The 21,506-nt window shown below is 64.0% G+C and carries 18 protein-coding genes; 4 read left to right on the top strand and 14 right to left on the bottom strand.

Annotation, left to right across the window (positions count from 1 at the left end):
• Positions 1–2: 2 nt before the first annotated feature.
• The 8 genes from EB75_RS04045 to EB75_RS04010 form a co-directional block, all read right to left on the bottom strand.
• Complete coding sequence (locus tag EB75_RS04045) at positions 3–764, bottom strand: polyprenol monophosphomannose synthase (protein WP_073694192.1); 762 nt, start codon at positions 762–764, stop codon at positions 3–5.
• Positions 764–2,551: an apolipoprotein N-acyltransferase gene (gene lnt / locus EB75_RS04040; protein WP_073694191.1), complete on the bottom strand. Its 1,788-nt coding sequence runs from the start codon at positions 2,549–2,551 to the stop codon at positions 764–766. The genes EB75_RS04045 and lnt overlap by 1 nt, the downstream gene beginning before the upstream one ends.
• The gene (locus EB75_RS04035) at positions 2,544–4,148 is read right to left on the bottom strand and encodes an amidohydrolase (protein WP_073694190.1); all 1,605 of its coding nucleotides are present in this window, start codon (positions 4,146–4,148) and stop codon (positions 2,544–2,546) included. The genes lnt and EB75_RS04035 overlap by 8 nt, the downstream gene beginning before the upstream one ends.
• Positions 4,149–4,178: 30 nt before the next feature.
• Entirely contained in the window at positions 4,179–4,658 is a 480-nt protein-coding gene (locus EB75_RS04030; RefSeq protein WP_073694189.1) for an FxsA family protein, read from the bottom strand.
• A gap of 34 nt (positions 4,659–4,692) precedes the next feature.
• The gene (locus EB75_RS04025) at positions 4,693–5,085 is read right to left on the bottom strand and encodes a PPOX class F420-dependent oxidoreductase (protein WP_020103186.1); all 393 of its coding nucleotides are present in this window, start codon (positions 5,083–5,085) and stop codon (positions 4,693–4,695) included.
• Between the two features lie 4 nt (positions 5,086–5,089).
• Complete coding sequence (purU, locus tag EB75_RS04020; RefSeq protein WP_073694188.1) at positions 5,090–5,980, bottom strand: formyltetrahydrofolate deformylase; 891 nt, start codon at positions 5,978–5,980, stop codon at positions 5,090–5,092.
• The gene (locus tag EB75_RS04015; RefSeq protein ID WP_073694187.1) at positions 5,977–6,357 is read right to left on the bottom strand and encodes a PPOX class F420-dependent oxidoreductase; all 381 of its coding nucleotides are present in this window, start codon (positions 6,355–6,357) and stop codon (positions 5,977–5,979) included. The genes purU and EB75_RS04015 overlap by 4 nt, the downstream gene beginning before the upstream one ends.
• Positions 6,358–6,590: 233 nt before the next feature.
• Complete coding sequence (locus tag EB75_RS04010; protein ID WP_142239414.1) at positions 6,591–7,232, bottom strand: HNH endonuclease; 642 nt, start codon at positions 7,230–7,232, stop codon at positions 6,591–6,593.
• A gap of 739 nt (positions 7,233–7,971) precedes the next feature.
• Between EB75_RS04010 and EB75_RS04000 the strand changes: the two genes are divergently transcribed.
• The 4 genes from EB75_RS04000 to EB75_RS03985 all read left to right on the top strand — a co-directional run bounded on the left by EB75_RS04000 (position 7,972) and on the right by EB75_RS03985 (position 11,955).
• On the top strand, positions 7,972–9,894 hold the full coding sequence (locus EB75_RS04000; protein WP_286150076.1) for a 3'-5' exonuclease: 1,923 nt from the start codon (positions 7,972–7,974) through the stop codon (positions 9,892–9,894).
• 191 nt (positions 9,895–10,085) lie between these two features.
• Positions 10,086–10,409: a WXG100 family type VII secretion target gene (locus EB75_RS03995; RefSeq protein WP_073694183.1), complete on the top strand. Its 324-nt coding sequence runs from the start codon at positions 10,086–10,088 to the stop codon at positions 10,407–10,409.
• Positions 10,409–10,693, top strand: coding sequence for a WXG100 family type VII secretion target (locus EB75_RS03990; RefSeq protein WP_073694182.1), 285 nt, complete (start codon positions 10,409–10,411; stop codon positions 10,691–10,693). The genes EB75_RS03995 and EB75_RS03990 overlap by 1 nt, the downstream gene beginning before the upstream one ends.
• On the top strand, positions 10,690–11,955 hold the full coding sequence (locus tag EB75_RS03985; RefSeq protein ID WP_073694181.1) for a WXG100-like domain-containing protein: 1,266 nt from the start codon (positions 10,690–10,692) through the stop codon (positions 11,953–11,955). Before EB75_RS03990 ends, EB75_RS03985 begins: the two co-directional genes overlap by 4 nt.
• A 436-nt stretch (positions 11,956–12,391) precedes the next feature.
• Here the strand turns inward: EB75_RS03985 and darG are convergent, their stop codons facing one another.
• From darG to EB75_RS03960, 6 genes are read right to left on the bottom strand one after another with little or no spacing between them, the layout of a single operon-like run.
• Positions 12,392–13,459, bottom strand: coding sequence for a type II toxin-antitoxin system antitoxin DNA ADP-ribosyl glycohydrolase DarG (darG, locus tag EB75_RS03980; protein WP_286150075.1), 1,068 nt, complete (start codon positions 13,457–13,459; stop codon positions 12,392–12,394).
• Between the two features lie 4 nt (positions 13,460–13,463).
• Positions 13,464–14,102, bottom strand: a complete 639-nt coding sequence (darT, locus tag EB75_RS03975) for a type II toxin-antitoxin system toxin DNA ADP-ribosyl transferase DarT (protein ID WP_073694180.1) — start codon at positions 14,100–14,102, stop codon at positions 13,464–13,466.
• A 3-nt stretch (positions 14,103–14,105) separates the two neighbouring features.
• Positions 14,106–14,888, bottom strand: a complete 783-nt coding sequence (locus tag EB75_RS03970; protein WP_073694179.1) for a hypothetical protein — start codon at positions 14,886–14,888, stop codon at positions 14,106–14,108.
• Complete coding sequence (locus EB75_RS29820) at positions 14,885–15,577, bottom strand: hypothetical protein (RefSeq protein WP_286150074.1); 693 nt, start codon at positions 15,575–15,577, stop codon at positions 14,885–14,887. The genes EB75_RS03970 and EB75_RS29820 overlap by 4 nt, the downstream gene beginning before the upstream one ends.
• 5 nt (positions 15,578–15,582) lie before the next feature.
• Positions 15,583–18,738: an Eco57I restriction-modification methylase domain-containing protein gene (locus tag EB75_RS03965; RefSeq protein ID WP_286150073.1), complete on the bottom strand. Its 3,156-nt coding sequence runs from the start codon at positions 18,736–18,738 to the stop codon at positions 15,583–15,585.
• Positions 18,735–21,476, bottom strand: coding sequence for a DUF8741 domain-containing protein (locus EB75_RS03960; RefSeq protein ID WP_286150072.1), 2,742 nt, complete (start codon positions 21,474–21,476; stop codon positions 18,735–18,737). Before EB75_RS03960 ends, EB75_RS03965 begins: the two co-directional genes overlap by 4 nt.
• Between the last annotated feature and the right edge of the window lie 30 nt (positions 21,477–21,506).

The following is a 21,506-nucleotide window of genomic DNA, read 5'->3' as shown; positions in this document are numbered from 1 at the left end:
GGCTACCGGACGATGCCGCGGGCCCGGTCCAGCCGGCCGCGGATGCCCCACTTCGCCACCTGCGACATGGCCTCACGGATGTTCGACCCGCTCATCTTCGACACACCCAGTTCGCGCTCGGTGAACGTGATGGGCACTTCGACGACGGTGAAGCCCGCGTTGATGGCGCGCCAGGTCAGGTCGATCTGGAAGCAGTAACCCTTCGAATCGACGTCGTCGAGGCCGATCTTCTCGAGCACGTCGTGCCGGTACGCGCGGTAGCCGGCCGTGATGTCATGGATCTTGACGCCCAGCAGCACCCGCGCATAGGTGTTCGCGGTGCGGGACAGGACCAGCCGGCGATGCGGCCAGTTACGGATGGCGCCACCCGGCACGTACCGCGAACCGATGGCCAGGTCGGCACCGTTGTCGACGGCGTCCAGCAGGCGGTACAGCTCCTCGGGCGCGTGGCTGCCGTCGGCGTCCATCTCGACCAGCACGCTGTAGCCGCGGCCCAGGCCCCAGGCGAACCCGGCCAGGTAGGCGGCCCCCAGGCCGCCCTTGCCGGCCCGGTGCATGACATGCACGCGGTCGGGATCGGCCAGCGCCAGCTCGTCGGCCAGCTGGCCGGTGCCGTCAGGGCTGTCGTCGTCGACCACGAGCACGTGCACGTCCGGACGGGCGGCATGCACCCGGCCGACGATCAACGGCAGATTCTCGCGCTCGTTGTAGGTCGGAATGATGACCAGCGTGCGCTGACTTGGACGGTCCTCGCCCATGGTCATTACCCCTGTTCGTTCTCGGTGACGGTGTCGCCATCGGGAGCGGCTGCGCTGCCGTCCTGATGTTCCGCATCCGCCTGGCGGCGACGCGTGAGCTTCCTATTGTGCAGCATGGCTGTCAGAAGAGCCGCAACGCCGACCCCGACGAGCACCACGTTGATGACCGGTCCCCACCTCGTGGCGAGGGTCAGATCCGTCTTCAAGCGCACCTGACGGTCCAGATAGGCGGGCTGGAAGAACTCGGTCCGCTCGAGCACATGACCGTCCGGCGCGACGATCGCGCTGACGCCGGTGGTGCCCGCCACGACGACGTACCGGTCGTGTTCGACGGCCCGCAATCGGGCGAACGCCAGCTGCTGGAGGCTCATCGGCTCGTCGAACGTGGCGTTGTTGGCGGGGACCGCCAACAACTGCGCGCCGTTCAACACCGACTGCCGGGCGGCTCGGTCGAAGATGACCTCCCAGCAGGTCGTCACTCCGACGGGCACACCGGCGGCGGTGACGACGCCGGAGCCGTTCCCGGGGACGAAGAACCCGGCGCGGTCGGCGTACGGCGACAGCAGCCGGAAGAAGCTGCGCCAGGGCAGGTATTCGCCGAACGGCTGGACGATCGCCTTGTCGTGGCGGTCCCCCGGCCCCTCGGCGCCGTCCCACACGATCACCGAGTTGGTGGTGACCGGGTTGTCCCGGGTGTACTCCGGCGCGGCCAGCACGGTGCCCACGAGGATCGGCGCGTGGATCGCCGACGACGCGGCCGAGATCAGGTCCGCCGCGTCGGAGTTGACCAGCGGGTCGATGTCCGACGAGTTCTCCGGCCAGATCACGACCGTCGGCTGTGGTACCCGGCCGGCGCGGACGTCCTCGGCCAGCTCCTTGGTCTCGTGCACGTGGTTGTCGAGCACCGCGCGACGCTGGGCGTTGAAGTCCAGGCCCAGGCGCGGCACGTTGCCCTGGACGGCGGCGACGTTGATGGCGGGGTCGTCACCGGATCCGGCACCCGCCTTGCGGACGTGCGGCCAGGCCAGGACGGTGAGCAGCAGGACGACGACGATGCAGATGCCCGGGACGAACACCTCCGGCGGAGCGGCGGCACCCGTGCGGTGATCATGACGCCAATGCTCGACCGCCTCGAGCACGATGGCCGTCAGGCTGAATCCGATGAGCGCCACGGCGAACGACACCAGCGGCGCACCGCCGAGTTGCGCGAGCGGTAGCAACGGTCCGTCGGTCTGACTGAACGCCACGACGCCCCACGGGAAGCCGCCGAACGGCACCGTCGACTTGAGCCATTCGGCCAGCACCCACAGCGCGGCGAACCACAGGGGCCAGCCGGGCAGGCGCCGCACGAGAACCGCGGTCAGCCCGAACACGCCCACGAAGAACGCCTCCAGGGCCGCCAGCATGAGCCACGGCACCGGGCCGACGAAATTGCTGATCCACGGCAGCAGCAGCACGTAGAACACCAGGCCGGCCAGCATGCCGTAGCCGAAACCGCCTGCGGGAGTAGTCCGTTCGTCGACCAGCACCCAGGCCAGCAGCGCCAGCGCGGGGAACGACAGGTACCAGAGGTCGAACGGCGGGAAGCTCGCGCACAGCAGCAGACCTGCCACGACGGCCGCGGCCAGCCGGACCAACCGGGGCTCGAAGAACCGGCGCAGACGCGCGACCATCCGCGCGCCGCGGCCGGGCCCCTGTGGCTGTTCGGCGGCTTCGGGCGCGTCCGGCTGCGCTTCGGCCTGCGCCCCTGCCTCTTCCTCTACTTCTTCTACTTCTCCGGTGCCCTCAGCCATGGATCAGCTCACCGCGGTGCACGGTCTGCAGGCAGGTCGGCAGCTCGTCGTCAGGACCCAGCGGAGGCAGTGCGGGTACCCGCGACCGCGGATCGGTCGACCAGCGCTGGACGGCGTCGGCCGGTGCGGTGACGTCGAGGGCGTCGGCGCCGCCGGGCACCTGCCACACGGCGTACGACGCGACAGCACCCGGCACCAACGTCCCGGTCATCCCGTCGCGGGCGCCGCCGGCCCGCCAGGCGCCGCGGGTGGCCGCCAGGAACGCCGACCGCGCCGAGATGGCGCTCCCGGCAGTCCGGTGACTGATGGCGGCGCGCACGGATTCCCACGGGTTGATGCTGGTGACGGGACTGTCCGAACCGAAGGCGAGGGGCACGCCTTGGGATGCTAACAGCGCAAACGGGTTCAAACCCTGTGCTCGATCGACACCGAGACGCTGGGCGTACATGCCGTCGGCGCCGCCCCACAGCGCATCGAAATTCGGCTGCACACTGGCCACCACACCCCACGCGCCCAGCTGTCGCGCCTGTTCGGCGTCCACCATCTCGAGGTGCTCGAGCCGGTGGCCGCAGCGCGCCACGGCGGGCGCCCCGAAAGCCGTCACCGTCCGGTCCAGGGCCTCGACGACGGCCGCGACCGCGGCGTCGCCGATGACGTGGAAGCCTGCCGTGATGCCGGCCTCGGTGCACGCGAACAGATGCGCGGTGACGGCGTCGGTGTCCAGGTAGGTGTTGCCGCAGCAGCTGGGCGCATCGGAGTACGGCTGCTGCAGCCAGGCGGTCCGGGAGCCCAGGGCACCGTCGATGAAGAGGTCACCGGCCAGGCCGTGGGCTCCGGTCCGGTCCATCAGTTCTCGGGCACCGGCTGCGTCGTGTACGGCCTCGCCCCAATAGCCGACGATGTCGACGCCGTGTTCGGTTGCGCGCAGGTCGGTCCAGTCGTCGAGGCCGCCGATCTCGGGGCCCGCGCACTCGTGCACCGCGACGATGCCGTTGCGGGCGGCCAGGTCGAGCGCGGCGCGCTGGGCGTCGCGGCGTTGCGCCGCGCTGAGCAGATTCCGGGCCGCGGCCCGCACGCGGTGGTGGGCGTCGGCGGTCAGCGGCCCCTGCGCGGAGAAGCCCGCCGTGTCGCTCAGTCCGGGGACGAGTTGCCGCAGGCCGGTCGATGCGACGGCCGAGTGCACGTCGACCCGGGCCAGGTATGCCGGGCGGCCGCCGAGCACGCCGTCGAGGTCCGCCGTGGTCGGGGTGGCGCGTTCGGGCCAGCCTGATTCGTCCCAGCCGTGGCCCCAGACGACGCCGTCGGGATTCTTCGCGGCGTGCTCGGTCAGCAGCGTCAGCAGGTGCGGCAGTGAGGTGGCGGTACGCAGGTCCAGGCCGGTCTCGGTGAGGCCGGTGGCGGTCAGATGCACGTGGCTGTCGACGAACGCCGGGGCCACGAACGCGCCCTCGAGGTCGACGACCGTCGCGTCGGGGTGCAGCGCCCGGCCGACGTCATCGGAACCGAGCCAGGCCACCACTCCGTCGCGGATCGCGATCGCGGTGGCATCGGGCGCCGCGGGGCTGTGGATCCGGCCACCCACCATCAATGTCGTCACGAAGGTGAGACGTTAGTCCGCTGCGCGGGCCTACCGCTGCACAGCGACCGGTGAGCTGTCGATGACGTCGATCACTTCACCGTCGATGTAGTCGCCGCGGCCGCGGTAGCGCTCGTCGTGGTTGATGTAGATCACCTGCGTCGGGAAGTCCATCGGGGTGAGCTGGCGGCTGAACAGCGCTTTTGCGGCCGGCCGCACCGCGCGCCGGGTGAACGGCACCAGCATGAGCACCCCGAGCACCGAGCTGGCCAGCCCGGGAACGACGACCAGCACCGTGCCGAGGGCCACCAGCAGACTGTCGGTGGCCAGCGTCGGGTCGGCGGATCGGGCGCTCAGCGCCTCGGACAACCTGCTGAAATGCCGGGTGATCTGCGTGCCGGCGATGGCCAGACCGGCGGCAAACGTCGCCAGGAGGGCCAACAGCGTCCACGCCACACCGATGGTCGAGGCCAGGGCTGCCAGCACCGCGACCTCGACCAAGGCATAAACCAGAAACAGTCGCATCGCCATGCCCTGGACAACGCCGGAACGCCGGAATTGGTTCCTAGCCGCCGGGAAGCGGCTCGACCTCGATGGCCGCGTGCACCTTCTCGACACCGCCGCGGATGATCGCCTGCGGGATCCACCACCAGGCGTGCCACCAGTAGCGCCTGGTCACCATGTCGAAGACGCGTTTGGTCTCGGACTTCGGCAGGTTGCGGGCGATGGCCTCGACCGGTTCGCCCTTGACCTTGCCCAGCGCGCCACACTTCTGGATGGTCACGCGCGGCGTGTTCTTGATTCGCTTGGTCTTCCACGAGCCGTCGTCGGTGCTGATCAGCAGCTTGCCCTCGTGCGGCACGCCCCAGACCGGAGTCGGCTTGGGCCGGCCGTCCTTGGTGAAGGTGGTCAGCAGCAGGTACTTCTCGCGATACACGTCTTCGAACTTCGGAGCCATGACTCTAGAAGACCACGGTTTCGTTGCCGTGGCGCAGGATGCGGTCCTGGCAGTGCCACAAGACGGCCCGGGACAGCACGGCCCGTTCCACGTCGGCGCCGAGCCGCACCAACTCCTCGACGCTGTGGGTGTGGTCGACGCGCACCACGTCCTGTTCGATGATCGGGCCCTCGTCCAGATCCTCGGTGACGTAGTGCGCGGTGGCGCCGACCAGTTTCACGCCACGCTCCTTGGCCCGCCGGTACGGCGTCGCGCCGACGAATGCCGGCAGGAACGAGTGGTGGATGTTGATCAGCGGGCAGCCGATGGCCTCGAGGAATTCCGGCGTGATGATCTGCATGTAGCGGGCCAGGACCACCAGGTCGACGTTGCCCTTGAGCAGCTCGAGCTGACGCTGCTCGGCCTGTTCCCGGATGTCCCGAGTCGCCGGGATGTGCACGAACGGCACCCCGAACGCCCGAACCTGCTCGGCCAGATCGGCGTGGTTGGAGATCACCATCACGACGGTCATGTCGAGTTCGCCGCGCCGGTTGCGCCACAGCAGGTCGAGCAGACAGTGGTCGGCGGTCGACGCCATGATGGCCACGCGCTTGGGCTTGGACGCGTCGGTGAACCGGTAGTCCATGTCGAATTCGTCTGCCACCGCCTGGAATTCACGCTCCAGGTCAGGTTGGGCAGCAGCCAGCCCGGGCAGGTGGAAGACGGTGCGCTGCAGGAAGACGCCGTCTTCCGGAGCAGTCGAATGCTGGTCCAGCGAGATGATGTTGGCGCCCGATTTGGTGAGGAACGTCGACACCGCAGCGATGACGCCGCGCCGGTCCGGGCAGTTCAGCAGCAGCCGTCCGATGTCCTTGTGGCGCGGCAGCTTTGGCGCGCCGGCAGGGAATTGACTCACGCGGCCCGCAACTCCAGCGCGACGTTGTTCTCCATGCCGCCGCGCAGCTTGGAGAAGAAGTTGAAGGCCTTGCCGATCAAGCCGTAGCGCTTGCCGATGCCGTCGTAGACGGTGCCGAGCTGCGACTTGTCCAAGATGGCCGCCGTGGCCTCGACGGCCTCGCTCTTGGGGTTGCCGCGCATGTCGCACTTGGCGACCGTGACGCGCGGGGTGTTCCGAATCCGCTTGACCTTCCACGCCTTGGCCTCGGAGATGACCAGCAGCCGGTCCCCGTCCGGGACCGCCCAGACGGCAGTGGGCTTCGGTCGACCGTCCTTGGTGAAGGTGGTCAGCAGGATGTAGTTCGCGGTGGCGACATCGGCGAAGGTGAGGGCCATGGCGCAACCATAATCCAGGGTCACCCATCCAGCCCGTCCCCGGTCACCCGCCGAGATTGACGAAATGGTCGCTTTCTGTGCCCGCGAGCGACCATTTCGTCCATCTCGTGGCCACTACGGGACATTCGGCCCACGACCGCAACTGCACGGCGAGATTCAGGCGGGATTTGCGCCACCCAGTTGCGTTCGCGAACGCATCCGGGGTCCCGCACGCGCGATAGGGCGAATGCGTGTCAGAGCTGTTGGTTGACTACGGGGTTGGCCGAGTTGGGCGCGAACGCCGAATCGCAGCGACTTACCTTGAACCACGACCGCACGTACTGGGAGTTCGTGTCTGCGCCCGGAAGCGGGTTGTCGGTGAGGTACTTCACGAACCAGCCGGTGAGCCCGTCCCACACGGAGATATCGCCCTTGGGGTGAAGGTCCCACCCCAACTCGGCGAGTGTCCACATGTCCTTCGCTCTGTTGGTGCGCATTGACGTTGTCACCCAATTTGATTCGTCATCCGCACCACCACGGGTAACGGGAATGACGTGGTCGATGGTCGGCAGCAGTTCCCAGAACGCGATGTGCGTTTCAGTCATCTTCCAGTTCGGGTGAAAGGGGAACACATCTGGCAAAAGAACGTGGATGAGGCGCAACACCCCCGGATTGACGAGCCGCTGACCGGTGTATCGATCGATGAATCCGTCCCGACGAAACACGGCGAGCTTCTGGGCATCGGAATACCTGCGGGCCGCCGCCTCGACGGGCGCGTGCGGGTAGCGACTGCTGATGATGTGCCGGGCGGCGAAGGTGCCATTTGCAGCCAACTCAGCGCATACAGCTTCAAGGGCGCCACACCCGTCCGCCGACGGCCGCATGTGTTCGCCCATGACCTCCGCCCTAGTCCACTGACTCCAGGGAAGATTAACGGACCTGGCAACGGTGCACCCCGTCATCCGGATAGCGTCGGAACAGTCGAGGGGCGTCGGTCGGTTGCCGACAGAAGCGACAGGAATGTGGGGGCCACCGGTACCGATGACATCTGCCGATTCAGCCGATTCACTCGTGGCAGCTATGGCCGCGGTGCGGATTCCCGCCGAAAACCATCCATTCATCCGCCGATTCACAGGCCGAGTCGGCGTCGTCGACTACCGGGCCGTTCCCTCGCCGGACAAGCCATACATTCGGGCCGTCCGACGAGACGGCCTCCCCGACTTGCATATCTATTACGGGTACACGACTGGATTCACCTCCGAAGCGGAAGTCATCGACGCCGCGGGCAACGGCGCGGGCCGTGGACGCAGTGCCCGGAAAGGCACGTGGTACGTCGAGCACCCGACGAATCGAATCTGGCACGGCCAGGAAGACCGATCGCGCGACAAACGGAGGCAGGCCGACTTCTGTCAGTGCGGTATGCAACTGTCGGTTACCGGCATATGCGGTTCGTGCGACTGAGGGAGTTGAAATACAGCAATGGCCCGACTCGGCATCGACAGAGACTTCCTGCTCGAATTCGCGAAACTGGACCGACCTGTGGCCGCGAAGGTCCGTGAGGTCTTCGGGAAGTTCGCCGAGGCGACACACACCGGCATCCATCTGGAGCCGATCAAGTCGGCACGAGACAAGCGCTTGCACTCGATCCGGATCGACGGCTACTGGCGCGGGGTCGTGCTCAAGCAGGATGACGGCGACATCTACACGCTGCTGACGGTCCGTGGGCACGACGAGGCCTACGAATGGGCGTCCCGCCGCTCGGTATCTATCAACTCGGCGACAGGCGCCATCGAACTCCGAGATGTCACGGCGCTGGACGAGCTGAGCTCCACGCAATCCGAGCAGAGGGCATCCGAACCAATCTTCGCGCACGTCAAGGACAGCGTGCTGATCCAATTGGGCATCGATGATTCAGTCATCAAGTTTGCACGCACGCTTACAGAGGTCGCCCAACTGGATGCAGCGAAAACACTTCTGCCGCAATCTCAGTGGGACGTACTATGCGGTCTCGCCGCAGGCCTGTCCCCCGATGAAGTCTGGGCTGAGGTCGCTGCCAACACTCCGACGGAAATCGACATCAATGATGTCGACGCCGCCGTGGAACGCACCAACAGTCGCATAGTCGTCGTTGATGGGCCTGACGAGTTGATGGCGGTGTTCGAACGCCCTCTAGACCTCTGGCGAGTGTTCCTACACCCCACCCAGCAGTTGTTGGTGGACAAGCAATTTTCCGGCCCCGCCCGAGTGACCGGCGGCCCCGGAACCGGCAAGACCGTCGTCGCGCTGCACCGGGCCTATCGACTCGCAGAACGCAATGACGGACGTGTACTCCTCACAACGTTCACGTCCACACTGTCGGCCGCGTTGGACGCAAGCCTCCTCCTTCTCGCAGATTCACCCGGCCGAGACACCAATGCTCGCAACAGAATTGACATCTTGCACATCGACAAACTCGCCAATCAGCTGGTTCGCGAGCAACACGGACACCTGACCATCATCAATGACGCTCAACAGGCGGGGCTGTGGCAAGAAGTCATTGAGCAGCGCGGCGCAGGGTTCACACCGGCCTTCGTCAGCCAAGAATGGCGTGACGTTGTGCTCGCGCAGAATCTGGAAACGCAGGACGACTACCTCGACGCGCGACGCTCGGGTCGAGGTGTCGCGCTGTCCGGCCGACAGCGCCAAGCGGTATGGAAAATTATGGATGCCTTCGACGTCACGCTGCGCGAACGCAAGCTCTGGACGCACGCGACCGTGCTACGCGAGGCAGTCCGGATAGCGAAGGCAAAAGGCACCAAGCCATTCCGACACGTAGTGGTCGACGAGGGGCAAGACCTCAGCCCGATGCAGTGGCGCCTGCTGCGTGCCGTTGCCCCAGTCGGCACCGACGACATGTTGATCGCCGCCGATTCACACCAGCGGATCTATAACAACTACGCGAGCCTGCGGTCACTCGGCATCCATATCGCCGGCAGGTCTAGCCGGCTGAACGTCAACTACCGCACGACAGCCGAGATCCTGGCATGGAGCCTGGGCATGATGCGCGGCGAGCCGATCGACGACCTCGACGAAGGACTCGACACCCTTGCTGGCTGCCGATCGGAGGTCCACGGCGAGGCACCGACGCTGCGCGGATTCACCAGCCGCCAGCAAGAGTTGTCGTTCATCGCGGACACGGTCGCAGGCTGGCTGCAGGGTGACGTGACCGCAAGTGAAATCGGCATCGCAGCGCGCACCAACTCATACGCCGAGCGCATCACCGATGAACTGCGGTCCAGGAACATCGCTGTGCGCGCCCTCGCGAATTCGGGCGGCGACTCAGTGTCAGTGGGAACGATGCACCGGATGAAGGGACTGGAATTCCGGTGTGTCGTAGTCGCCGGTGTCAGCGATGGTGCCGTGCCATTGCCGAACGCGGTGCGGGCGGCCGACGTTGACAAACAGGCCCACGCGCTGGACCTACTGCGCGAACGCAGCCTGCTGTTCGTGGCGTGCACACGTGCGCGGGAGGACCTGGTCGTCACGTGGAACGGCCAGCCCAGCGAATTTCTCGGATAGCCGACACTCAAGCAACCGTAGTAGCAGTGCCCACTTGGCACACAGGACGGCTCACCGACGACCCCATGCACCTTCGTTGGCGGCCCACTGGGTCCAGCTGCGCTACGCCTGACTGAATTTTGGTGCAGTGGGGGGTCCGCGGGAGCACTTACGCTGTTATTCGGCACTTGTTTCGCCAACTGGGGGGCGTAATGAAACAGCTGACGGTCGACGCCGAGGTGGCGTTGCAGGCAGCTCAAGGCGTGAGCGGTGACGCTACAGAGCTTCAAGAGGAACTGACGCGTCTGGAGCGGGAGTGGCAGGACATCGCCCACGGGTGGAAGGGTTCGGCCGCCGCTGCGTACGCCGCGCTATGGGAGCAGTGGCATGACGGAGCCATCAAGGTCGTTCAGTCGGTGGCCGAATCCGCGGAAAAGCTGAATCAGGCTGCCGTCCTCTACGCGCAGCAGGACGAAGAATCCGCGCACGTGGTGCAATCCGCATCGCCCGCCATCACGACCGAAATGGGGCTGTGATGCGGTACAAGGTGGAGCTGAACGAACTCGAGCGATTCGTCGAGAAACTGCAAGCGTTCGAACGACACGCTGAAGTCGTCACCGCTCGGATCGACGGACAGATCGCCCACCTCCACACCACCTGGTCCGGCGATGCCGCCGACGCACACCGGGCACAGCACGACAAATGGGTAGCGGCAGCCGCCGAAATGCGTGAGGCGCTAACGGGTTTACGGGAAGCCGCCCACAACGCGCACCGTAACTACACCGACGCGGCTGCCATGAACGTGGCGATGCTGACGTGACTCAAGACGTCGATCCACAGACTTACTACGACGTTGGCAAGGGCCTGTACGAAAAGGCCGGCACCGTCTACAACGCGTTCAAAACCAGCGTCGCAACTCTGGGCGAGACCGGGTCGATGGCCGGCAGCACCGACGACGGTAAAGCGTGGGCGCAGTCCTACGACAGCCGTGCCACTGATGTGCTCGGTGCGGTGAACGACCTGACGAAGGCGCTGGAGAACTACGGTGGCGTCATCATCCAGGCCGGCTACAACCACGCGATGGCCGAGTACAACGCGCACCCGTCGCAAAATGGCGCGCCGCCGGTGCGTCCCGCCGACCCCGCTAGTGTCGCCGGAGAACTGACTGCCCCGCCATCGGCGGGTGGCCCCGGGACCGGCTTGATCGAGAACATCGGCGTGCTCGAACACATCGGTATCCCCGTGCCCGACGGTGACACCGACAAGCTCGACAAGGCGTCAACTGCCTGGAATCAGCTCGCGACGGGTCCAGGCACCACGGCCGTGGTGCAGGCACTCAGCGGTAATGCTGCCAAGTTCCGGGACACCAAGTCCCCCGAGGTCGATTTCATCGTCAAAGACCTGGACGAGCTGCACCAAGCTGCCGATGCGATCCTCGGCAGCTGCGCTGAACTGGCCCAGTCGTGCTCCGAATACAAGACGTCGCTCGATGACCTCCGAACCAAGATGAAAGAAACTGTCGAAGACCTTGTTGAGGAGCTCGCGATCAGCGCCGCCATCGGCATCGCGACCGCATTCCTCAGCGCCGGAGTCGGTGCCTTTGCCGCGACCGCCAAGGCCGCCGCATCGATCAAGAAATACGCCGGGATCATCCGTGGGATCATCGAATCCTGGAAAATCTCCAAGAACATCTCGTCAGGCGTCAAGAAGGTTCACGATGTCGCCGGCGTACGGAAGAAACTGGAACGCATCAAGAACCTCGGACGAAAGAGCAAGCACGAAGGCGGAACTCTAGGCCCACGTGTCTCAATTCCAGAGGGTTCACCCAAGGGAATCAGTGGCTACACAAAACACGCCGAAGAGCAAATCGCTGGGCGAGACGGTGGCGTTGGGGTACGCAGGGATGCGTTGGAAGACGCATTCCAGAACCCAGTCCGAGACGTCGAAAGGCTCGTGGATTCACAGGGGCGAGTTAGTTACCGTTACACCGGGGAAAATGCGACAGTCGTGGTAAATCAGGATGGCAGAGTAATCACTGGCTGGGCAAACAACAGCAGCGGCACGGGAGGAACAGGTGGATAGTTCTTTTGGCTTTCTGACAAGCTCGCAAGCGGACGCGCTCCGCGACATCCTTGGCCGCCGAAACGCCGCATTGCTGAACAGAATTCAGGCGTCAAAGGTCATCACTCGTTCAGATGCAGAAACGCTGGTGTCAAGCCTCTCCGACGAGTTGACAGATAATCTGGACGATGAATGGGAGCCTACGGAGTATGGACGCGTAGTCAGCGGCATTCTAAGTCAAGTCAATTCGGCCCGAATCGCACAATGGCCGTCGTAGACGATTCCTCCTCGCACCGTCGTAACACACGAACAATCAACGCGTCAGCTGGTCTCGTAGGCACATTCAGACTCAGGCCGTGAACTACGTTCCCGCGCAACATGACTCAGCGTCATCATCGCTCGGTCCTCTCTGCAACTGGCCCACTCGGCGTAGCGGTTAAGCGAACCCACCTCGCGGTCACGACGACGCTATAAGCTCCCGATCACGCAGCGCGTTCCAGGCCACCTCGATGTGTTCGGCAGTAAATGTCTGCTTCTTTCGCGGCGACCATTGATGCACCTGCTCCATCGCTTTGCGCCAGTCAGCAGCGGCTGTGGCATCGTGTGATGCCACCCAATGCACCGACGCCAGCAGCTCCATGCCATACCGCGACTCGAACCCGTCGATCGCCCGCATCACCTCCTCGACGCGGTCGCGGGTCTCGACGTTGTCAGCGAGGACACGGCTCGCCTCGTCCTCCGCGCCCGGCAATGCCTTCATCGCCTCGGCTTCCAGCACCCGTGAACTTCCGTCGCCGTATCCGGTGATGAAATGCCCTTCAACGGTGGACAGCACGTGTCGCAGGTTGTCCGCGTACGGCCCGTAGTGACCTGGCTGAAAGTTCAGGTTCAACGGTTCGCCAGCAGCTTGCAAGAAGTACATCAGCTTTTGAAGCTCGATTGGTGTCGCCCCGACCGCAAGGCGCGAGTAGCGCGCTAGCAATGACACGAGCGCCGCGCGCCCAGTGGTCATTGCTGGCCGGACAGTAGCGTTTGGCATTTCAGCAGCAGCAGGTGCGCCTTGCGGCGGATACAGCTTGACCTCAACGCTGGGCAGATCTGCGAAAGCCCGGACGATCAGCGGCTCCACATCCGCCCAGTCGAGTCCACCATTGCCGCACCCAAGGGGCGGAATCGCGATAGATCCGATCCCGTACTTTCGCACTACGCTGACGAGGTCATCGAGACCTGCATCAACATCGGTCAATCGCGACGGGGCCCGCCAGTGGCCTTTGGTAGGAAAGTTGACAACGAACTGCGGGCCGTCCAGAGCGCCGGTCTCCCAGACATGCATGTGACCGAGCTGCACTTCGCCGTTCTTGCACGCACGTTCGTAGGCTTTGAACATAGCCGGGTAGGCCCGCTTGAACTGTAAGGCGATCCCCTTGCCCATGACGCCAACGGTGTTCACCGTATTCACCAACGCTTCGACATCTGCTTGCAGCAGATTGCCGTGCTCGCTGGTGATCATGGCGGTTGTCTCCATATGGTCAAAAGTAGAACTTGGGTATGACACTGATCGGCGGACCGTCTACGCCCACACTATCGAGGATCTCGCCGACGCGGACCTTGCGGGCCTCGTCGAACACCGCAATTCCGGTGAAGGCCGACCAGGGCACAGCTTGATGCACCAAACATTCGGCCATGCGCCGTTCCTTCCGGTCGGGATCGCTGTCGGTGTTGGCCCAGTACGGCGCACCCATCAGCTTCCAGTCGACCAACGTATCGAGGTCCGGCACGTGCGCGCTGTGCTTGGCCACCTCAAGCACCGCGTTCCGATCGGTGAAGACGAGCGACAATCCCTCTGATTGAAGCTTCTCAACCGTCGACATCAAGTAGACGACGTCGTGCGAGTCACCGGCAAACGACGGAACTCCCCCAGCATGGATCGAGAAGAGCATCGGGCTGCGGGACGCGAAGTAGAACGGCACATAGTCGGCGACGACGCCCCCTGGGGCAACCTTCACCCGGCGCTCGCGACGCCTCGCCTTGATCGACGGCTCGCCCACTTCGGTAACGCAGTGCCCTTCCCGCGCAACACTGTCGCACCGCAAGCCATCAACCGCGATCCTGGCGAGGTTGTCGAGGTGAGTGAAGTGCGCGACGGTGGTCGGGACTCGGCGCGCCAAGGGTCAGGCCGCCAACCTGTCATAAGCCTCAAGGATCAAGCGTTTGGTGCGATACTCGCCATGTGCCGCTTCATCTTTGCGTCGAGCAATTGGGAAGGTGTCCAAGATGTAGCCAACATCGTCACGGCGAATCCCATACACATGGAAGAACGCGGCGTCGAGGTCGGCACGGATCAACGGGCGCTGCTTTGGATCCCATGCTGCACCGTTGACTTCGACACCGAAATCGGTTGCAAGTGCAGTCATTTCCACGTTGTCAGCTACGAGTGCAAGCACGCGCTCTCCGACCCATTGTTTCAACGGCTGAGTGCACCAGTCCGGCGACGCGTCAGCGACCTCGCGGGAAATCATCGGAAGCTGGCGCATCGTGAAGTACTTGAGGTGAGTGCCTCCAACTTTCTGGCGTGCAACGAAATCGAACACAAAGCTGTTCCAGTTCGCGAGTACAAGAAGGGCATCCTCTGGCGAATCACAGAACGTAAGCAGGGTGCCGCCCTCCGGTGATGCCCCCGCACCGCTAATCGCAGCAATGCACGTCCGATCATCAGTCGACCGGCAGATATCCCTCCATCCAAGGAGCCAATCACGATCCCAGCGGTCGCCGATCCGTTCCGCGACCACCTCGGCACGAACCCAATACCGCGGTTGGACAACGAAATTCGGATCGCGCTTCTCATCAGTCGTGACATCGCGAGTCGAACCATCGGGTTCGTATGTGGCCCATCGGTGGTCGTAATGGTGGATCATCTTCGCCTCATACAGCGGAAGCATCCGGTGCGTTGTCATGTTCCCTCCACGATCGCCGCCAGCTTGTCGTATTCGGCGAGGATCAGTTCCTTAGTACGGAACGATCCGTGCTCAGCCTCGTCCTTGCGCTTCACGATGGGGAACGTCTCCATCACGTAGTCGACCTCGTCACGTGTGAGCCCGTAGAGATGGAAGTAATACGCATCGAGTTCGGCTCGGACCTTTGCCCGCTCATCCATAGCCACTATCCACGCATCTAGGCGGTTGACGCGCGACAGAACCCAGCTGGCTGCATTTCTATTGAGTCGCATCGCCGGACTAGGGATGGGCAACTGCTTGGCCACGCTGAATTGCAGATGCATATTGCTGAGCTTCTGTCGCACCACGAAATCAAACACGAAAGATGAAAAGGCAGCTGCGAACAGACACGCATCATCGGTGCCTAGTCCGAGAACCATATCGTAGTTCCCACCGCCCGGATACGCGGGAACACTCGAGCCGATCGCTGTACGCGCGTCGGTGGCGCGTGCGATCCCTCGCCATGCAAAACACGGGTCGAGCCGCGCCCCTTGGAGTCGGGCTTCCACCTGCCCCTCCGCTACCCAATAACGCGGCAGTGATGCTATGCCAGCTGCCTTCTCAGACTCAGTCATGTACCGCGTCTCACCATCGGGTTCATATGTGGCCCAACGGGTGTCGTAGTGGTGGATCATCTTGGCCTCGTACAACGGCATCATCCTCTCTCTCTCTCTCTCTCTCTCTCTCTCTCGAAGACGTTGCCGTTGAGCACCCAGCCGTCGGCCTCAAGTTCGCCTCGGGTGTGGAACAGGTGTGAGTCGCTGGTCATGTTGAACAGCCCCTGCATGAACTTGATGCCCCAGGGGTTTCCGTTCGGGTCGCCCTCCTTGATCATCACGGGCACACGCCGATAGATGCCGATGGTGATCTCGGCGTCGCGCCGGGTCCGGAAGATCGGGCAGGTGCCGGTATTGGGGTTGAGGAGCTGAATCTCCTCCGGTGTCAACGTGAATCGCGCATTTTCCCGGAGTAGGTCGCTGGGGTTATGTGCGAAGAAGTAGAAGTCGGCGCTGGACACGTGGTCGTCGCGGCCGGCGACGGTCAGCAGACAGAACTTATACGAACGATGAACGCCGACGAACAGCGGCCGTGCATTCTCAAAGTCGTACAAACTCGCTAGCACTGACCGTTGGATGAGGTCCTTGAAGAAGAACTGCGTGGTCGCATCGGTCGCGATACCGGACGGCAGGATCAGACCACAGCGGCCGTGCGGGCCGGTTACGTCGCGCCCGGTCTCCGCGAACACCGCGTAGAGGTTTATCCGTCCCCGGCCGGTATGCAGGTAGCGTCCCGAGTCCGCCAGGAAATGTCGCGTTGCATCCAGCTCACGTTTAGCAGCTACGAACTGGTGCGCCAGCGGTGATTCAGATTTCACGAGCTTGGCGATCAACTCCTTGCGCTTCGCCCCACTGGCGGCAGCGATCTCCGGGTCTCGCGCAGCGAAGAACTCCTTCTCCTTGAGCTCGACCTGATCCCACGGCGGGTTGCCGCAGATCACCGACAAACCACCGGTCCAACCGGTCACCTCGTTGACCGACCCGCCGGCCTCGGCCTTCGGGAACAGATGCGGAAACTCCAGATGCCAATGGAAGAAGCGGTATTCAGCAGCCAGCTGCTCAACTTCCACTCGCTGCGCAGCGTCCAGCGCGTCTGGGTTCTTCAGCAGTTGCTCGAACTTCGCCTGCGTAATCGCTGGCACCGCGCCCTCGGCCTTTCGCCAGACGAACGCGGCGCTCCACGCATCGGCAACGAGTTTGGCGTGCCGGTAGTCGTCGGATGCCACATAGTCGCTAAGCCGCTTGCGCTGCACGTGCACGTCGGCCAGCGACAGCGCCCGCTCAGCAACCACATTCCGCATCGCCGCGGCCAGCTTGGCGTTGTGCACCGCTTCGAGTTCGTCGGCGGCGAAAAACTCGTACTGGTCGGGATGCTTACGCTCACTGGCATTCCGCTTCCGCAGGGCGGAGGCGACGTTCTTGTCATCGCCCTCGATCGGCTTGAACGCGTCGTCGGGGATACCGCCTTCCAGCAGTCTCGGTGTCGCGCCGATCAGTGCGTTGCCGACCTTGATCTGCGCGTCCAGGAACGCCAGTGGCCTGCCGGGTTCCATCGCCTCCAGCCAGAGCGACACCTTCGCCAGTTCGGCAGCGAGTGGGTTCACGTCCACGCCGTACACGCACTTGCCAACCACCTCACGCAGAGCAGTCCGGACCTGTTCGGGCGGCGGTTCTGGATCACCGGTGCGGTGTGCGGCTAGCCGTTTAGCAATACGGCGGGCCGCGGCAACAAGGAAGTGCCCTGATCCACAGGCCGGGTCGCACACCGTCACCGCGAGCAACGCCGCATCAGGATCATCGGCTGCCATCGCACGGTCAAGTACCGGGTCGAGTGTGGAGTCCAGCAGGCATTCCACCAATGATGTTGGCGTGTAATACGAGCCGGTGCCCTTGCGCTCGTTGCCCGCAGCTTCGAGCAGTGAGTATGACCGCTGTACGGGGTCCCACGACGGGTGGAATTCCAGCAGCGACTCGTAGATACTGCCGAGTTCCTCGGCGTCGAGGCTGCGGTAGTCGACGGGCCATAGCCGATCCGACTTGCCCTTCACCACCGACAGGGAACGCACCGCACTGAGGAAATCGGCGTTACGAATGCCGTAGTCCGACAGGAAATCCAGCGGCCCGTTCTCGAACAGGCCGCCGAGCGCCGGTAGCCCGAGTTCGGGCATGCCTTCGGCCAGCCCTCGCCACACCAGCACTTGTGCCGACCAGCGGTCAGCGTGCCGGTCACCGAGACGGCGGCGCGCGACATTGCGCAGCCGGCTAGTCGAGAAGTACCGCGAATACCGTTCCCTTACAGCAGTATCCGCGTCATGAACATGCAAGACGCCGCGGTCTTCAACCACAAAGGTGAACAGCAGCCGGTACACCACCCGCAGCAGAGCATGGTGATAGTCACTGACCGCCAGCTCCCCTGACGCGACCTTTTCCCGAAGGTCTTGATTGTCCGGGTGATTGAGGAAGCCGTTGCCAAGCGTCTGGAGCGCCTCGACAACCCCGTCGCGCAGCTGGTCCAACGCACGGGCACCGGTCTGAGCAGCCGTCTCACGCCAGCGTTCCATCCAGCACGATGCCTGCCCGACTTCCGCGTCCAGTGCGGCGAGCCGCGACTGATGGCACATCCGGTAGAGCAGCAGGAAGTCGGAGAACAACTCACCGGCGAAGATCGCGTCAAGGTCGAACTCGATGTAGGCCGAACCTGTCAGCGATGTCGAATCGCGCAGCAGCCGGAGGGTTCTGCCGTTGGACAGGATCGCCCACAGATGCCGGCCGGAGCGGTTCAGATATTCCTGGACCATCGATTGCGGAGCCTGTTTCGCCGCACCCGACACACCCGGTGTCCGCTTGTCGAGATCCACCCCGGCACCGAGCAGATGGATCGGGATGTCGTCGGCCCACAGATGCGAAATGGGGAACCGCTTCTCCGAATCGTCGTCGCCACCCAGCCCACCGGCGGGCGCAGGCGGAACCCGTCCATAATCGAGCTGATTCAGCAGCGGCAGCAGGAACCGCTCGCGGGTCAGGCCGATGGCGGCGTCGTTGCTATTTGCGCTGGCGAGCTCGTCCTCGAAACGCTTCCACACTCCGCGCATGTACGCCCACACCCGATTCGCGGCGTCACGCACCGACTCACCGCCGGCGAGGTGGTAGTCAGCAGCCGACGAGCCGTCCATATCGCCGACCGAGATACGGGTGAGAACGCCTGCGGGGATCAGCCCGCCTTGCACCCGCACACCGACAAATGTGTCACTCATGCGGTCACCTCCGGCAGGTAGAGGTACGCGCCGACGATATCGGCGTTCGGTTCGACCGTCACCTTCAGGCCACGGACGAGCTCGTGGCTGGCCTGACGAACTCGCCGGTGTGACTCGAAAACTTTGGCGGCCAGCCCTTTTCCGACCCCACGTAGATGCCCGTCCAGTTTGTCCAGCTCGGCGAGCGCGCGTTCGGCAGCCGAATGTGCTTGCTGCTCAGGGATATTCTGCGATGGCACCGCGCCGAAGAGCGATGCCGTGTCTTCGAGCCACTCAGGGCTGGTCGGTGAACCCGCAAACGCCAGCGATACGAGCTCCTCGGCCACTAATTTGCGCTGCCCCGTCCGTGACGGCAGTTCCAGATGGAATCGGTAGCGCACCAGCAGCAGTGTCGTCCGCTTGGCGACATCGCGGGTGCGGATGACGGCACACCGTCGCGCGGGGCGCGCCCCAGCCGGGAGCTCAAAGTCGAGCGCTGACTGCAACACGTAGTCAGCGATAGCGGACACGGACTCGTCGGTACGCAGCAACACCGCATCGCCACGGCCCACCGGCAGGTCGTCGGCGAACAGGAGAGGATCGGACTTGCCAAGCGGTAACGCATTTCGAAGCCCCAACGGCAGGTTGGCGGTGGCCGCTTGCACGCCGTCTTTGCGATCCACCACGGTCGACCCGAGTTCGCTCAGCGCCCGCCGCACCAGGTCCTTGATATCGGCGTGTGTTCCCATACCGGCACGGACGTCGTCAATCTCCCGTTGCACCTCGGCGGGTTTGATCGCCGCCTGCGCGTATTTGGTCATCGACAGCTTCTCGCGTTCAGCGGCACTATCCCATTCCGCGTGTAGTGAATCGCGCCGCTTGGACACGTCCAGGTCGAGCGACAACTGCTCGGCTTCCATGCCGCGGAACAGCAGGCCCTCCATCAGTGCCTCGACGACTGCGTCGCTGCTGTCGGGCACTGGCACCGAAACGCCCGTCGCCTTACGGATGCGTTCGTGCTTGCGCAGCAGCACCTCCAGGACGATGCCGTCGATGTGATTATCCTTGCCGTACAACGTGACTGCGCGCACTACGTCGCGCCGCTGACCGAACCGGTCGACTCGGCCTTCGCGTTGTTCGTGGCGGGTCGGGTTCCACGCCAGGTCATAATGGATGACACCCTGGAAGTCATCCTGCAAGTTGACGCCCTCGGCCAGGCAGTCGGTGGCGACCAGCACATGCTGCCCACCCGCGGCAGCCAACTCCTCAATGCGGGCAACGCGTTCTTCCGGCGGGAGCGCGCCGGTGACCGCTTGCACCGTCACCTTGCGCCCAAGCTTGGCCGTCAGCACCTCCGCCACATACTCGGCAGTGTGGATGAAACGGCAGAACACGATCGGGTTGTAATCCTCGGCGAGGAGCTTTTTGACCACCTTCACCAACTCGGTGGCTTTTGTGTCCTTGCCCTCCAGCGCCTCGGCTGCCTTGCGGAATGCCGTGAGTTTGCGGGCCTGCGGACTACCGGAATCAGCACCCGGCGTCGAGTCGACTGACTCGAGGGTGTCCAGGTCGGGCAGATCCAGCACCGCGGCGCGACCGATCTCATCGGCTTCGTTCGGGTTGTCTGCTTCCAGTGACGCCGCTCGGGTCCGCAGTGTCTGAGCAGCTGCGCGAGGAGACGAGGCCAATGCCCGCAGCAGAGCCAGCGCGGACCACCAATTGACTCGCTTAGCGACTCCCCCGTCGTTCGTCCGGACAGTTTCGCGAGCGTAGTCGAGTACCTGGTCGAACAGCGCGCGGTACTCAGGGCTTAGCGAATACGCGACTTCCTGCGATTCACGATCTTTCGGAAACGGCGTCTCCTGGTCGAGGAACACCCGGATATCGCTGCGGCGACGCTGTACGAAATGCCGGGCCAACTTCTCGCGGCCCTGTGCCGAATCGAGCGCGTCCAGACGAAAATCCTCGTCCAGCAACCGGATCAGATTCTCGAATGCCTCGTCTTGACCGCTGTGCGGTGTGGCGCTTACCAGGATCAAGTGCCGATTCGCGTCGTCGGCCAATTCACGGATCAAGTCGTATCGCTGTGTACGACCGGGACCTGAGAGCCCGGCCGCAGCGACACAGGTGTGCACCTCGTCGACGATCACCAAATCCGGACACGTGCGCAGGAATTCATGCCGCCTACGGTGTGACTTGATGAAGTCCGTCGACACCACCACATGCCGGTAGCGGTCGAACAGTGACTCAGTGCCAATCAGGCCGCGCTCCAACCGTGTCACCGTCGACGGCAACACCAGCTCGGCCTCGATGCCGAACTTCTGCCGCAGTTCGGCCTGCCACTGCTCGGCCAGAGCCGGGCTACACAAGACCACCAAGCCGTTGGCTGCGCCCGTTTCTAGCAGCTCGGTCGCGATCAACGATGCTTCGACGGTCTTGCCGATACCGACATCATCGGAAATGAGCAGTCGTACGACGTCCTGTCGGAGTGCCATCATCAATGGCACCAGTTGATACGACCGCGGCTCCACGTTGATCGACGCCAGACAACGGAAAGGTCCTGTGGTCGAGCGGAATCCGACTTTGATTGCGTCACGCAAGAGGGTGGCGCTGTAATTGTCGCCGAGGTCATCCGGAGAGGGCGGTGCAAAGGTGGCAGCCTGAATGCCTTCGCTGAGGAAGACGCCGGCGGTATCGTCGTCGGCGCCGCCCAGTGGACGAAGGACCAGGAAGTCGCCGATGCTGTCCGGTTGAACCACCCATTCCCGTCCTCGTGCAGTGACCAGGCT

Origin of the sequence: Mycobacterium sp. ST-F2 (assembly GCF_001905655.1) — a bacterium.
In the GTDB taxonomy this organism is placed as follows: domain Bacteria; phylum Actinomycetota; class Actinomycetes; order Mycobacteriales; family Mycobacteriaceae; genus Mycobacterium.
The sequence above is the reverse complement of the archived record's forward strand: the minus strand, read 5'-3'. Positions and strand labels throughout refer to the sequence as shown.